This is a genomic window from Candidatus Thorarchaeota archaeon (genome assembly GCA_021498125.1).
Taxonomy (GTDB): Archaea; Asgardarchaeota; Thorarchaeia; order Thorarchaeales; family Thorarchaeaceae; genus B65-G9.
This window is the reverse complement of record JAIZWL010000001.1, coordinates 993476-1007384: the sequence shown is the minus strand read 5'-3', so window position 1 is coordinate 1007384 and position 13909 is coordinate 993476. Positions and strand designations below refer to the sequence as shown.

15 protein-coding genes and 1 pseudogene are annotated in these 13909 nt (G+C 46.2%); 5 read left to right on the top strand and 11 right to left on the bottom strand.

The window, feature by feature from the left end:
• Window positions 1-2: 2 nt before the first annotated feature.
• Both K9W43_04920 and K9W43_04915 read right to left on the bottom strand, forming a co-directional pair.
• Complete coding sequence (locus tag K9W43_04920; GenBank protein ID MCF2136566.1) at window positions 3-269, bottom strand: hypothetical protein; 267 nt, start codon at window positions 267-269, stop codon at window positions 3-5.
• The gene (locus tag K9W43_04915) at window positions 269-565 is read right to left on the bottom strand and encodes a hypothetical protein (protein MCF2136565.1); all 297 of its coding nucleotides are present in this window, start codon (window positions 563-565) and stop codon (window positions 269-271) included. The genes K9W43_04920 and K9W43_04915 overlap by 1 nt, the downstream gene beginning before the upstream one ends.
• Before the next feature lie 162 nt (window positions 566-727).
• Between K9W43_04915 and K9W43_04910 the strand changes: the two genes are divergently transcribed.
• Window positions 728-1669 carry an SDR family NAD(P)-dependent oxidoreductase gene (locus tag K9W43_04910; protein MCF2136564.1) on the top strand — a complete coding sequence of 314 codons (942 nt, stop codon included), beginning with the start codon at window positions 728-730 and terminating at the stop codon, window positions 1667-1669.
• Between the two features lie 108 nt (window positions 1670-1777).
• Entirely contained in the window at window positions 1778-2221 is a 444-nt protein-coding gene (locus tag K9W43_04905; GenBank protein MCF2136563.1) for an OsmC family protein, read from the top strand.
• A 61-nt stretch (window positions 2222-2282) separates the two neighbouring features.
• Here the strand turns inward: K9W43_04905 and K9W43_04900 are convergent, their stop codons facing one another.
• The 7 genes and pseudogenes from K9W43_04900 to K9W43_04870 form a co-directional block, all read right to left on the bottom strand.
• Complete coding sequence (locus K9W43_04900; protein MCF2136562.1) at window positions 2283-5303, bottom strand: UPF0182 family protein; 3021 nt, start codon at window positions 5301-5303, stop codon at window positions 2283-2285.
• A gap of 283 nt (window positions 5304-5586) precedes the next feature.
• Window positions 5587-6075: a PadR family transcriptional regulator gene (locus K9W43_04895; GenBank protein MCF2136561.1), complete on the bottom strand. Its 489-nt coding sequence runs from the start codon at window positions 6073-6075 to the stop codon at window positions 5587-5589.
• A gap of 206 nt (window positions 6076-6281) precedes the next feature.
• Complete coding sequence (locus K9W43_04890; GenBank protein ID MCF2136560.1) at window positions 6282-6959, bottom strand: hypothetical protein; 678 nt, start codon at window positions 6957-6959, stop codon at window positions 6282-6284.
• Between the two features lie 138 nt (window positions 6960-7097).
• Window positions 7098-7535, bottom strand: a pseudogene (locus tag K9W43_04885) (DUF86 domain-containing protein).
• Entirely contained in the window at window positions 7528-7974 is a 447-nt protein-coding gene (locus tag K9W43_04880; GenBank protein ID MCF2136559.1) for a nucleotidyltransferase domain-containing protein, read from the bottom strand. Before K9W43_04880 ends, K9W43_04885 begins: the two are co-directional and overlap by 8 nt.
• 257 nt (window positions 7975-8231) lie before the next feature.
• Entirely contained in the window at window positions 8232-8789 is a 558-nt protein-coding gene (locus K9W43_04875; GenBank protein ID MCF2136558.1) for a hypothetical protein, read from the bottom strand.
• A gap of 307 nt (window positions 8790-9096) precedes the next feature.
• A complete protein-coding gene (locus tag K9W43_04870) occupies window positions 9097-10095 on the bottom strand; it encodes a hypothetical protein (protein MCF2136557.1) in 999 nt (332 codons plus the stop codon).
• 354 nt (window positions 10096-10449) lie between these two features.
• On the opposite strand from K9W43_04870, the gene K9W43_04865 reads away from it, so the two are divergent.
• From K9W43_04865 to K9W43_04855, 3 genes are all read left to right on the top strand, one after another.
• Complete coding sequence (locus K9W43_04865; protein ID MCF2136556.1) at window positions 10450-11106, top strand: hypothetical protein; 657 nt, start codon at window positions 10450-10452, stop codon at window positions 11104-11106.
• 5 nt (window positions 11107-11111) lie between these two features.
• Window positions 11112-11753, top strand: coding sequence for a hypothetical protein (locus tag K9W43_04860; GenBank protein ID MCF2136555.1), 642 nt, complete (start codon window positions 11112-11114; stop codon window positions 11751-11753).
• A gap of 117 nt (window positions 11754-11870) precedes the next feature.
• Window positions 11871-12107, top strand: coding sequence for a HEPN domain-containing protein (locus K9W43_04855; protein MCF2136554.1), 237 nt, complete (start codon window positions 11871-11873; stop codon window positions 12105-12107).
• A 222-nt stretch (window positions 12108-12329) separates the two neighbouring features.
• On the opposite strand, the gene K9W43_04850 is transcribed toward K9W43_04855, so the two are convergent.
• Both K9W43_04850 and K9W43_04845 read right to left on the bottom strand, forming a co-directional pair.
• Window positions 12330-12557: a WGR domain-containing protein gene (locus tag K9W43_04850; protein MCF2136553.1), complete on the bottom strand. Its 228-nt coding sequence runs from the start codon at window positions 12555-12557 to the stop codon at window positions 12330-12332.
• Between the two features lie 232 nt (window positions 12558-12789).
• Window positions 12790-13749, bottom strand: a complete 960-nt coding sequence (locus tag K9W43_04845; protein MCF2136552.1) for a hypothetical protein — start codon at window positions 13747-13749, stop codon at window positions 12790-12792.
• Window positions 13750-13909 lie beyond the last annotated feature (160 nt).

The following is a 13909-nucleotide window of genomic DNA, read 5'->3' as shown; positions in this document are numbered from 1 at the left end:
GCCTATGCCTCCTCCTTCTTCAGCGACCTAAACATGGCCGAGGCCCCAATCACTGCTGCTACAAGCAGTATGGCCTGAATAAGAACATCAATGACCCTGAATGACCAGAGCGTGGACCCCACGGCATTTCCGATCTGTTCCCATAAAGTGGGCGCATACAGTGTACCAGTCGGGGCACCAATGGTGAAGGCCGTGAAATCAACAAGCTTGATGCCAATCAAGGTGATCATTATGAGTGAGAGTAGTCCGGCGACGATCTTGTACTTCATTACGCCATCACCTCTTCACTCGTTTCGCTAGTGGTATTTCCAGACTCTTCCTCTGGTGCCCCCAAATTCATAGCGGCCAGAAAGAGAATAGCTACAGCACCTGAAAAGACGCTGAAGTTAAAGACCGCTGCGTAAGGAGCCCCAAGAGCAAAGAACGCAAGGGAGAGAAAACCATTGCCTGTAGCAAAGGAGATGATCGCAAAAGAGAGTCTGCGATACTCAATTGCCACAATCAGGAATACCACTGTCAGAATGAGAATCATCAATTGGATGAACTCGAATGGTTCTGATATCATCTGTGACTCCTGCCAGTGCTGTGTTCCGCTAAGGGACAGGCCCGAGCCAACGGAGCGACTCTATAAGGTTAACGGCATGGCACTTTACGCACAACCGCTGATAAGAGCACCAAGAGGAACCATTAAGAGGAAGATACATTTCGAAACGTTGAGGAACTCATTATGAGCAAGAGCGCGCTGGTCACTGGGGCGGCAGGTTTTATCGGGAGTCATCTTGTTGATCTGCTCCTCGAGAATGGATACGAGGTCACAGGTATTGACAACCTTGACACCGGAAGAATGGAAAACCTGGAACATGCTGTTGCAAATAATTCGTTCAAGTTCATTAAGGCGGACATCACAGAACCGGGACTCAAAGAAAAGATTACGACTGACATAGACTACATCTTTCATCTCGCTGCAATCTCATCCGTAAAAATCAGTGTCGAGGATCCCGCATATGTCCACAGGGTCAATGCGACGGGGACTGTGAACATTCTCAACCTCGCACGTCAAATAGATGCACAACGTGTGGTCTTTAGTTCCAGTGCTGCCGTCTATGGTGATCCGCACAAACTGCCGGTGACAGAAGACACGCCAGTCCAAGCGCTCAGTCCCTACGGCGCCTCTAAGATCTCAGGCGAACAATACATGCATGCATTCAGAGAGGCATTCGGTCTTGAGACCGTCGTCCTTCGGTACTTTAACGTGTTCGGCCCACGACAGGCGTATTCCGCCTACAGCGGCGTGATCTCCGTCTTTGTCAACAGAGCACTCGCCAACGATAACCTCATTATTGATGGTGATGGTCTCCAGACAAGGTCGCTGATCTATGTGGGTGATGTGGTCGAGTACACAAAGAGAGCCGCAGAGATTGCTAAGGCAAATGGACATACCTTCAATATTGCAGGAAACAAGGACATCCGCGTAGTCGACATTGCTGACAGAGTACTTACCACAGTGAGAGCAGACTGCAAGATCAGACATGGCCCTCCACGAGTCGGCGATGTCAGAAAGAGCCTCGGTTCGATCAAACATGCAAAGTCTATCTTGGGATACTCACCCAAGGTTTCATTTGACAAGGGGCTACAGATGACTATCGACTGGTACAGGAAACATCAGTGATTCATGTGGAGAATATGACGCTCGAGGATCACTTGCCACCTTCCCATTACTTATTATTCAAATTCCTGGCATCGTGGCAAGTTCGAACAATATTGGAGATGCGCCATAGTGAGCAAGACGTACAAGATCGAACTCGGACAGACAGGAGTATCATCAATCCATCAGGCCACAGTTGGACCTTATCACACGGTCACAGTCACGCCTCCCGATATGGTCCCTGAATACCCGGGGACGACAAGCCCTCATCATCTGTTCCTCGCAGCACTGGGGACATGCATCAATCTCGTCTTTGAAGTCGCGCTGGATAGAGGACGTATCGATGTGATCGATCTCACCTCTGAGGTCGAGGGAACGTATGAGACCAATGATACGACACGGAAGAGCTATTTTACAGAAATCCGAGTCAAGACAAGAGTGATCGTGCCTGAAGAGATGAAGGAAGAGCGAATTAGAAAACTGTTCGAGATCGCTCTGAACGGTTGCCCTATAGGAAATACGCTCTTAGGTTCACGGGTCAAGATAGTCCCCGAGCTTGACATTGTGTATGCATAATATGGGAGATGGGAGGAGAGACCGCCCGGACCGTCTACACTAGAGTCCTATAGATCACCTGCTAAGTGACCGTCAGCAGAAGCGTCTGTTGATCCACAATACCGTTCTCAGTTCGAAGCGTCACAACAACCAAGTACGTGGCAAGGACCAGACCGGGATGTAGCAGCGCAGTGACTTGTGGAGAAGTACCATACACATCACCCACACCGACGGTACCTATGTCAAGAACAAAAGTCGTGTTCTGAGCAGTCACGGTCGGGGTAATCGAACTTCCATGCCAGAAGATCGAGAAGTTTCCAGTCGCCACGGTGATATCAACATAGAGATGATGACTGACATTGTCATTGTTTCTCAACATCATATCCAGACTTGAGAACTCGCCAGAGTTGATGGTCACAGGATTGAACTGAAGGCTCTCGATTCCAACCTCACCAGTCTCAACAGTGGTCTGATTGAGCAGCCCGAACATCTTGTAGTAGGCCTCAACCACATTGGCCCCAAGCTGCACGCGCTCGCCAGTCTCAGCATCAACGAGGCCCACACCACCCAGCTTCTCAATGACACGGTTCGCCGAGGTCTCAACCTCAAGAAACACGGGGATGACGTAGAAGAGATCCCCACCAAGATGATAGAGAAGACGGTTACCGTACCGATGAGCACCCCATAACTGAAGCTGAGTACGCACTTCATCATTGGTCTCGAACGCTTGCACCGCTGCGGATGGACCCAGTAGAGTGGACATACCAACATGACCGGATCCATAGAACGCTAACTGTCCGAACTCTTTCGCACCACAGCCCATCACATAGAGACCTGCAAGGTTTCGCCCTGCTGAGTCACGGAACTCTGCATTATGCATCGCAACAAAACGATCCTGTCCCGCTATCCGCATGATGATGTATCGGGTGTCTGAACCAGAGGGGGCCTCATGAAAGTCAACTCCACTCTTGAAGTCAAATCCATCTGTCACGTGATAAGTATATGCAACATCAAGCTGACGCTCATACAGGTCCTCGGGCCATTTCATCTGAGATTTGAGCCACTGTGGGGCCTCCTTCCAAGGATAGTAGCTCATGTAGGTCTGATCTATGAAGAAAGAGGTCTCGTTTTCGCTTGGAGCCTTGTAAAAGCTCAATTCCCCATCCTCGATACCAACGAGGACAACCCCGAGAAAACGAAGATAGCTCTCGTGAGCATAGCCTGTTGCAAGGGGATAATCAATGTATACCGAGACCGCATAGTAGATGCCACCAGTGGTATCAACGACAATATACGGATCCGAGTCGGTCTTAAGCCCCTGAAGGAGTATGGACTGCACACGATCCTGAATATTCCGCGAGACCAACATATCCATGTCGCGCCCCATGAACGACCAAGCCTCCAGCCCCATGGACATGATATAGAAGGTGGACTCGAATCCACGGAGGGTATAATCAGGAACACCAGTGAAAGAGTAATTGCCCACCTCTTCGAACCCGGGGACGTTGACAAAGGCCACATCATCGAATCCGTGACCCTCACCGTAGTAGAAATTGATGGGGGCGCTACGATTGAGAAGCGCCACCAGATCCGTGTGCTCGATAATGTCCCCACTATACGCATCAAGGACTACGAGGCCCTCGGTGTGTGTATAGTAGAGATGCTGGTTGATGAAGTTCGTAGAGATAGTGTCATAGTCGAAAGTCAGAGGGGCCATCCAATATTCATGACCGCCAAGATAGACTATATCCGAGTCGGCCAACTGCATCCAGTTCGTTCCGATCTGATTCTTCATCCGGAGATAACTTGCGGTCTGATCCCATTGTCGCACAGTGGTCAAAAATTCGACTTCGCTCTTTGGTGTTGCATTTGAGGTCAGATCCTCAAGAGTAAGTTCATCCATACCTTGGAGACCAGCAGCCCAGTTTGTGATGGCAATCTCCTTCTTGGTCTCATAGTTGAATTTCCAGTCGATGTATTTATCGCCGGACATCTGAATCCCATAATATGTTGCCTGAATAACTGGTAACAATGTCACCATCACGATAAGAGCAACTACAACAACCGTGTACCGTCGGGGATAACCTCTGAGAGGCATCAACTGTTCCATCTTCAGACGCCGAAGCTCGTCAGCAATGAATCGACGATCCTGCATCAGAAGATTCACTCGATGAGTATAGTCCTCAGCGTCCATCGCGCCGGTTTCATATTCCTGCCGTACCGAGATCAGTTCGCCCTGCAGACGCGCATAGTCCTCCTCCAGACTGGAGATCTTGCTCCGTAGTCGTTGAGCAATCGGTCCCGCACGAACACGCATGGCTGTAAAGAGGATAGAGCCGATGACACAACCAGCCAATGCAATGATCAGAGAGAGATAGGTCATCCACGTTCCAGCGTTAACCGTCCACATGGGCACGGAGAGAATCTCCAAAATGATCAGGAACGCACCTACAATCAGACCCTTTGAAATGACCACGTAAAAGTCACGTCGCGGCTTCATCATCTCAGCCGCAAAGGTGAGAGCAAAGCGACCACCAGTCGTGACGATGAATGTACTAATAAGCCCCAGATAGAGCTGGTAGGCCTCCATAGCAGGAACAAGATCAACAACTGTCTGAGCGGCCACATTTGGAATGAAAGGGAGTGTAAACATCGTAGAGATCTGAGAAGCACTCACCGAGATCGAACCATCACCCATGAGCATCATCAAAAACGCAACGTTCTGACCAGTCAGGGAATATCCCCCAATCGACAGATAAAATCCAAAGAATGCAACAGCCTCGAAGAGCCGCCAGATGACGGCACCGCGAAAATCAAGACGGGTGGTCGAGGACGATGTTGATGAATTGGAGAGGGCGGATATGAATGTGATGAACGTCGATCGCTGAGGAAGTGTGATCATGCTGAGCAATGTCAAAAGAATCGCGGCGGAGAATAGGTTGTTGCGTAGGCTCCAAGTCGCCCAATAATCTACACCCGCCTTATTGGCATATGTGGTCTGATAAATCGTCTGAGAGAGCCACCAGCCATAGACTGTGACCCCAATGGACAGGGCCACCAGACTGACCACGAGTAACACGAATAAAAGTCGGACTGCTTTCACATTGTTCCACCTTAGAGGCAACCAAGCTCCTATCTTGTACTATCTTCTTATGAGAGTTCCGAATCACTCTTATTAATCAATGATGATTTCAGACGCTGAAGTGTCAGCACGTAATTGATTACAACAAGATTGAAAGCTCTGGTTCAAGGAACCAGATCGTTCACAAACGGGGGAAGTCTGTAGGTAGTACTGCTGCTGAGAATACTATTACTCGCCTTCTGCAATCCATCAATAGAGGTCTAGTAGTGGCTGGTGTTACAGCAGGATAATGAATACCGTAATCTCAGTGAACATGGGAAGAGTGATCATGCGAACCACTCTCGTTCTTATAAGCAGCAGCACAATGCACACAACAGAACGCCATCTTCTGACCATCTATCTCCTCATAGTAACCGCCCTCATAGATACGAACACCACAACTGGCGCAGGTCTCAAGACGTGGCTCTATGGCAGAGGCGGTGATCGCTGCGAACCGAGAGAAGAGCCGCTCACAGAATTTTTTCCCCATCTTTGTCAGATTGTAGATAGTCCGGGGCTTTTTGCCGACAGGCTTATCAACCTGCGAAACAAGTCCTTTCTCTTGTAGCTTGTGCAAAAACGGATAGAGCGTACCTGCACTAAGATTCTTACCAGTCCGCTCCTTGAAGGCCTTGATTAGTCCGTAGCCGTGATTTGGTCCCTCACTGAGCATCAATATTATGTAAAACTGAGAGAAATCAGAGAGTATATCAATCATTTCATCGTCTTTACTTTGTTCCTTGTGTTTCGTCATCGGTCGTCCTCCATGAGATTGACACCTCTTCGCATCTCTTACAGAAACGATTAATCAGGCAGTAGCGCGTCAGTACTAAGTAACAGTCAAGACTCTAGAATATTAATATCAAACCCGAATATAGTTCCTTCTAACAATACCGGAGATACGTCACTCGCTACAAGAGCCCCGATCAGATTCTTTTTCGGACATCGCCATCGAATCGTTCAATCATCTATGTCTACCAGAGGTGCCAGGTCATGCTGTGGATTCTTGCAATGATATGTCAGATTGTTACTGTCGTCTGTCACATCAAACTCTATCACACGATCGTCTAAATCTCTGATTTTATGAGATATAGCAAGAACCTCTTTGACAGTCAGGCCCAATTTCGCAGCTACAAGATTCAGATCGGTCGTGGCACGTTTCCACACAATATCCCGCACAAGCTTCTCCCAATGATGCTTGAAAGAGAAACGTAGACTGGAGAGAACAACAAAGTCAAGCAACCATTTGTTGGCAGGTGCGCCCTTTGGAGTGGGCGGTCCCTTTCGATCACCATCAATTGTAGGTGCCACAATACTGCGATGGACCATCAGATCCTTCACAAATGTGGTCGTACCTACTCTCTCCGAATACCAATCAGGATTGCCTGCATGAAGCGTCGTGGCGTCAATATTGGGATAACCAGCATCCTTCCAGCTCGATACAGAAAATTCGTATCTCCGCTCCCATCGATCCCATTTGATGTAATGCGACTCGTCCAGATTCTGCATTATCTCTCGCGCGACTTCTACATCTGAGGCAAAAGTTCCTCCGGCCAGTCGGGCCAGCAGCGACTCAGCCACACCATCTGTCCCGGTCAGAAATTCACGCTCTGCGTCTTCCAAATATTTCTCGGCCAATCTCAAATCATTAAGATAATCCAACGGATTGCCTCCAATCAATTGCTATTATAACTGCACGAAAGCACATAAGAGAGCTGTATGCGTCATCAGCAAGTAATGGAGATGGAAATCACTGCACTAATTTTGCGATTACAATCAAGAGCTGGATGGTTCATCTAAATTAGTTAAAGATTGAATCAAATGGGTGGTAACTGTTTTGAGTGTTTCCACATCGGTCTGGAGGATTTCATAAATCCTATAAAGATCGACTGAAACGTATCCATGGACAATTAAATTTCTGAAACGTGTCATTTGGACAAGCTTGTTTCGCAAAGAGCCGTCAAGCACCCCCAAATCACACAGCCTCTCAAATATCATAGCTCTCGTTGCAGGTATTTCTTGGACGGATCACTTCAATAAATAGTTCGCAATATCAGTTAGTGCCTCAATCGCAATCTGAAAGTTTCGTAAAGCTGCATCACTTGTTCTGAAATCGCTTAAGAATTCCTCTTTAGAATACTGTTGTAATTTCTCAAGACGTGTCAAGGCCTCTGTCAGATGCACTATCCTCGCTTGTAATTCCACATCACTCATTTTGAGCCCCACCTCCAAGAAATTCCTTCGCGCTCTCATACTGTTTATCTAGAAACTCTTGATAGTCATAGAATTCCGAGGCAGCTCTCACGCAGAAGTCCTCGTACTCGCCTTTGTCAACACAGAAAAGAAGAACGCCTCTCTGAATCGCATTGAATTTCACAGGGGGGATCACATCATTTAAAAAAATGACATCCACATCATCGGTCTGAAGTGCCTTGGTCAATAATGAACCAATTGTGAGTTCAACATCAAAATGTCGGGGTCTTTGCGGATCCATATAGACTGCAAGATCCACATCACTAAGTGGGCCACTCTCACCAGCAGCTACGGATCCGAAAAGAAGTATGAACCTTACACCAAATCTCTGATGTAGTTCCTCAGCAACCTGTGCAACCGCTTCCCGGACCGTTTCAACCGTGAACTGTTGTGTAGTCATTGCCCTTCATCTATCAATATGTCTTGTCGGATATAAAAGTGTCATATTTGACCTTAGAGCGCATTTACACGAAACTTCACGTTGTTATTCTCAGCAAGCAACCTCGAGCTGCTGGAAAAAGAGATGCGGAGATCACAGGCACTATGAACACAAATTCATTCGAAAGTGAATGCCACTGGTAATATTGTACATGATCCGTGCCGTTGCTGGGGGACTGCTCGGTCTGGTGACCACGTTTGGCCACCAAACAATCAACGCTACAAGTACTGTTCAAGCCATTTCTGCTTCATAGCCTCATCGCCTCGTACAGTAGCAATGGTCCGAAGGACCTCAGGCAGGTCGGGGCGCAGCCGATATATTATGCGTTCGTTCTGCGCCTCCTTTCGGGTACCATAGACACACAGGAAGGGGAGGAATATTAAGACTACAATTGTTTCAATTGCTTTTAGAAGCGAGGAAAGATCGCCTACACCGTCACTGAACCAAATGATTACAGAGAAGATAATGGCCGTATTTATTATTAAAAATGCGACGAAGACCTTGAGGGCCCATTTTTTCATAAGAGTTCTGGACAGTATGGGGTAAATCGCATAGGTTGCTCGACCCTCTGTATCAAGCGCATCCATTTCAGGCGTGGATAACTCCTCATAAGTAGTGATACTCGGCCCATTGCTCTTGACCAGAGCGTATTCAACCGTGTCGTTAATCCGGCGTGATCTGAACAGTATATCTGAACGACCAGTGTATCGATGAATGATACTATCAATAACGGGATACGACTGGTCATAGACTGTATCTATGTGTCCAAGCGACATCCTCGTACCTCTCACAAATCCTAATCATTATCAGACAAGAATCAAGATTAATCTTTTCTCACAAGATGACGGTCACGATAACCTGAACGCCGAAGTCCAAGACTTTTCGAAGAAGAATCAAGAGTATTAGGATACAAATCATAAGAATTGCCATCCTAAAATTCATTGATTGAGAAAGGAATCGACCAAGGGAGGATACAAGTCTACACATAGTCAATTTAGAACAGATCATAACAGATCTCAAATCGTTCAAGGACTAGTCGGGACAGTTACTACATGTTCATCACAGTGTGTTTAGAAGATCGGTCTAGAGCCGCTTACTACTAACGCTCTCAAACAGATAAGACGAGAGCTGCGGATAGCGCAGGAACACGCTCATGAGTCTGTGACCGATCTTGTACGCTAGCGATTCGTTCTTCGGGAGAATCATATTGGCAAGACTCCCACCTCGGAAGAAGTACTTCTGCCCAGGGATAAATCGTTCTTCCAGAATCGGTCCCGCAAACACTTCGCTCAGTCGAAGTAAGAAAGATCGAACATAACGAGACCGCACTTGCCGGCTCAACTGTCGGGCCTTGATCAGTAATGAGAGAATCTTCTTCGATTTGTAAGTGAGATAACCGGCGTCAACAATACGCTTCAGGAAATCTTGGTCGTCAGGCTCAAGATCAAGTCCAAGTGCCTCCATCTCCTCACGGGTGATATTGACATAGTTGGCCTCATAGTCCTCTGCAAGATCAAGAATATCATCCAGCATTCCAAGTCCCATTCCAAATAGATAGGAGAAGTCATCAATGTATCCACCGAGATCGAACCCTGAGAGGATAAAGTAGAGCTTGAAGAAGCTACGTGCTTTCTTGTAGAGTAGCTCGTTCATCTCTTTTGAGGTCAGGATCACTCCTCTCCGTAAAACATCACCCCATGCGCTCTCGTAGAGATCTTTGACGACCTTTAGCGCCCTACCCTCATAGTACTTCTCTTCATTTGCAAAGAACTGCGCCAGCCACTTGTGACGTGGTGCAGCATCCACTCTGACCGCGTGATCACCCGAAAAGAACCTGTCAACTATGACCTTCTCAGACTCGAGAAGGTTCATCGCTTGAGTCTTATTGATCGCACCAGAATCAAGCATGTCATCAAATCTACGCATATAACCCCAAGCAAGAGACCATGACTCTGAACCTATTGGCTCTGGAACAAGTTGGGTTGCGTATGTCAGAAAATCGCGACGACGAAGATACGATCTGGCTGCATTGACAACAGCCTCATATCTGGGGGTATCACGTTCGAGCGGATAGGGACTCAAAACACTCATACATCTGGTATTACATTGTTTACTGTTTAATCTTCCCCTCTAGGAGATTCATCAAAAAACGTCCAAATGGCACGAACACTGTATATCCAACAGAAGAATGAATATCGTTCATCATGAGAAACTGATGAACAATGAAACATGATAGTACCTATACTTAGTCAGACTCAGCACACTGCACGCATCCATTTTCTATTCAGTCCTAACCTGCTGCTCCAGAAACTGTTTTACCGCTTCATATGATTGAATTTTGCAGTACTTGTGTTATGCACATATTTCTTCCTCAGTGTAGAAAGATAAATGAGTAATAGAAACCTCACCATACATAGAGGTATTTGAGGTTCGGATATGTATAAGGAAATAATTGATCGGATTTCGATATTGTTTGCGTTTAGAACCCCATTTCCATTTAGTTACCAAGCTCTCAAGACAGCTCTGTCCAAAATCGACTTCAGCCCACCAGAAGGAAATGACACCGTTATGGTCATTGATTCAGAGGGCGCCCGTCATATTATTCGGCGATTTGTTAATGCTGAATCAGAAATTTCATTCGATGAGGCCAGAGGCCACATCAAGATTGAATCCCAAGAACTTGCAAAGTTAATTGAAGTCGCAAACAAATTCATGAAGATAATCAAGGACACACCAGACTTCCCAGAAGATCTCAAATGGTTCGAACTGGTTTACAACTCACGCATTTTGACCGACAAACATCCAATGAGCACTTTATGGAAAGAAAAAACGAGTACGAATATCCTTCTTGATGAGATCACAGGTCTCGAAACACGACCATATACAAAGACGATTTGCGCGTATCAAGGCGAACCTCCAACGGTACCATTAAACATCATTCCAGCATGGTTACACATATCAATCGGCCCATTTGTTCCTAATCCACGTTACTCCACCACAAACTTTGTATATCGTCGGGAAAGTCTAGAAAAAGTAATCGAATTCTCCCAACGTATTCCCGAAATAGTTACGACTCTATTAAACGAGATGTGAAGTGAATGGCACTCATCGACACACTCCGCCATGAGGAAAGGTCAGATAATGAAGAAGAAGGTAGTCAAGCAGTCGTAATGATAGAAACCGAGCCATATTTCCAAAACGAAATGAGTTGGTCCTGTGAAGAATCAAGTGGCCAGACAGAAATGCCCCTAGGAATATTACTTGCCCCACTTACGCCCATAACTGAGCAAATTTATGAAAACGACCAAAGGATCAGCTCCCAGCCTGAATCAACAAAAATTACCTCAAGATACAATCTGTGGCAAATAGTGTGGAAACGCTCTATTCAATTTCCAGAGATTTCGCCTCAATTGTTGGAAAAACTTGAGAGAGAGAGAAAAATAGGAGATTGTTTTGAAAGAATCTTGAATGCCATCAAGAGAGAACTCCTCTGGCACCCAGAAACCACAAGTCTTCGAGTCGAAGACTTGAACGATCCAGAGGGAGAGGAACTCAGAATTTATTTTGTTATTACTACAAATATACTATCACGGAAAGGTAGACGAGCCCTAAGAAACCATATAACTAGAACCATCGATGAAGTTGTTCAGGAATTCGTGAAGAGCCGTGATACGAAGTCTCAAGCATTCGTTCAACTCAGGGTCGTCTTCGGAGTAATTATTGAAGGCCCATCAACATGACGGAATTTTCATATCACACACATCTTGACCTGAGTGAGCAACTATTGAAAATGGACTCAGAAGCGGCATTTCGAACGGTAGTTAACCGAAGTTATTTGTCGGCTGCAATGATAGTCTATGAGAGCATTCGCAGTCATGTGGGATCGCTTCCAAAGGATCAATGGGTTTTATAGCGAACTTGAAAAAAAAGTGTTGGTCGTCACAGGTAATAGTGAATTGATGGACGATCTCAAACAGCTGCGATATGAAAGAGTGAAAGCCGATTATACACCAGAAGAGAAATTCACCCGAAAGAGAGCAAGCGATTGTTTAGAAGATGCCAAGTCAATCATTCAAGAAATCCGACGGCGTTAATCAAATGAAATCTGTGATCGGTTAAATTTAAAATTTCGCCTTCATACTGCTACTATAAACAATTGCACCACATCAAAAAAAACTTCGATGCCATGCATAAAGAGTTCATCCACAAATGGACAATGGTTCTTCCAAGTTCATGGAGAATTACCGTTATGGTACGACAATCATTCAACGCTTGATTTCAAATCTGCATATAGTATATTCTGTTCAAGTATACACTTAGTCAGACTCATCACGCCGCACATATCCCTCAGATATTCTCTTTTCGAGCTTCTGCTCCATAAACTGCCTTGCCGCTTCATGTGATCTAAACTCGCGGGATGCGTGATAGCCGCGTGTTCCAATCTTCCCAGAATAGATCGTCAGAAATCTGCCTTTTACTTGCGCGCTCCAGAACTCGCCGTCGTGCTCGTAGCGCCCGGTCTCAATCACATCGTCTTGATCCATCTTTCTTTTGCCTTCCCGATATACAGGATATCAATAACGTCCACATTTATGAAGATGTGGGACACCGTAAAATGAATAGGATAAGAATCGGCTGTGAGTTTCCCTCAAAGGTTCGCTGAGGATCTTGCTAAGTCGGCCCAAGCTCATCTAAAAGAACCGTTATCGTCAACACCATGAATATGAAACTCCGTCCTTCACCAGTTGGTCTTCAAAATACGAATATATCTCGTCATTATGGTGATGGTGGTGTAAGAGGAGTCGGATTCGCACTGATCCCATGAATTACTTCGATATTCATGTCCTTCGCCAATACTACTGCATCATCATTGATATTCAAGGCAACCATGATCACTCGATTGGGATCAATCTTGTACTGCTTTCTTAACAGGCGTGCAACCAAGTTGAGATGGATAATGTCCTCGCGTTTCGCCCGCCCCTTGTACTCAATGATCCAAGTCTGCTTCCCCTCGTAGTAGATGTCAATGTCGGTCGCATAGTCCTTCCCAAAGATCGAGCCATCCACATCTCGGACCTGAATCTGGCTGATTCGTGCAGTCTCGATTCCCTCTGCTTCGAGCACCTTGGTCAGAATCTTTCGAACTGCATCCTCTGCACGTTTACCATATTTTCCAGAGATGTCAGCAATATCCGCTTGCATCGCAACTAATATTGAAGTCACATCCTCAAAACGCCGATCGATCTGTTTTTGCATGGCCTCAAAGCGTTCTCTGCTCTCTTGCATATGCTCATCGATCTGCTTCTGCATGACCTCGAAACGCTCATCGCTCTTCCGCATGTTCGCATCGATCTGTTTTTGCATGGCCTCGAAACGGCGTTCAGATGCCTCGAAACGCTCTCTGCTCTCTTGCATATTCGCATCAATCTGTTTTTGCATGGCCTCAAAGCGGCGATCCATGGCATCGAAGCGTTTATCCATCTGCTTCTGCGCGGCCTCAAAGCGTTCATCCATCTGCTTCTGCACGGCCTCGAAACGTCGATCCATGGCCTCAAAACGCTGGGAATGTTCTACTCGTAACTCCCGAATCTCCTTGATAACCTCAGCCAATTCATCTCGTTTAACAAACTCAAATGGACTAAAGAGCCGAGCCATCTTTGCTCGTAATGAGGGATTTTGCTCTAATGTCTTGATGAGTTGCTCAACAAGACTTTTGTCCACTTGATCGACTGTCATCTAACTTCATCATCAATTGTCAATTATTACTTTTAAGCCTATACATAATCAGACGGCCAGTTTTATTTACATAAATAAAATTGCATGCATCTTGAGCAGGTCCAATACCTGCAAGGTAGTCGATGTGCCAATAGTGATCACCTCAATCAGAGTACGAAAT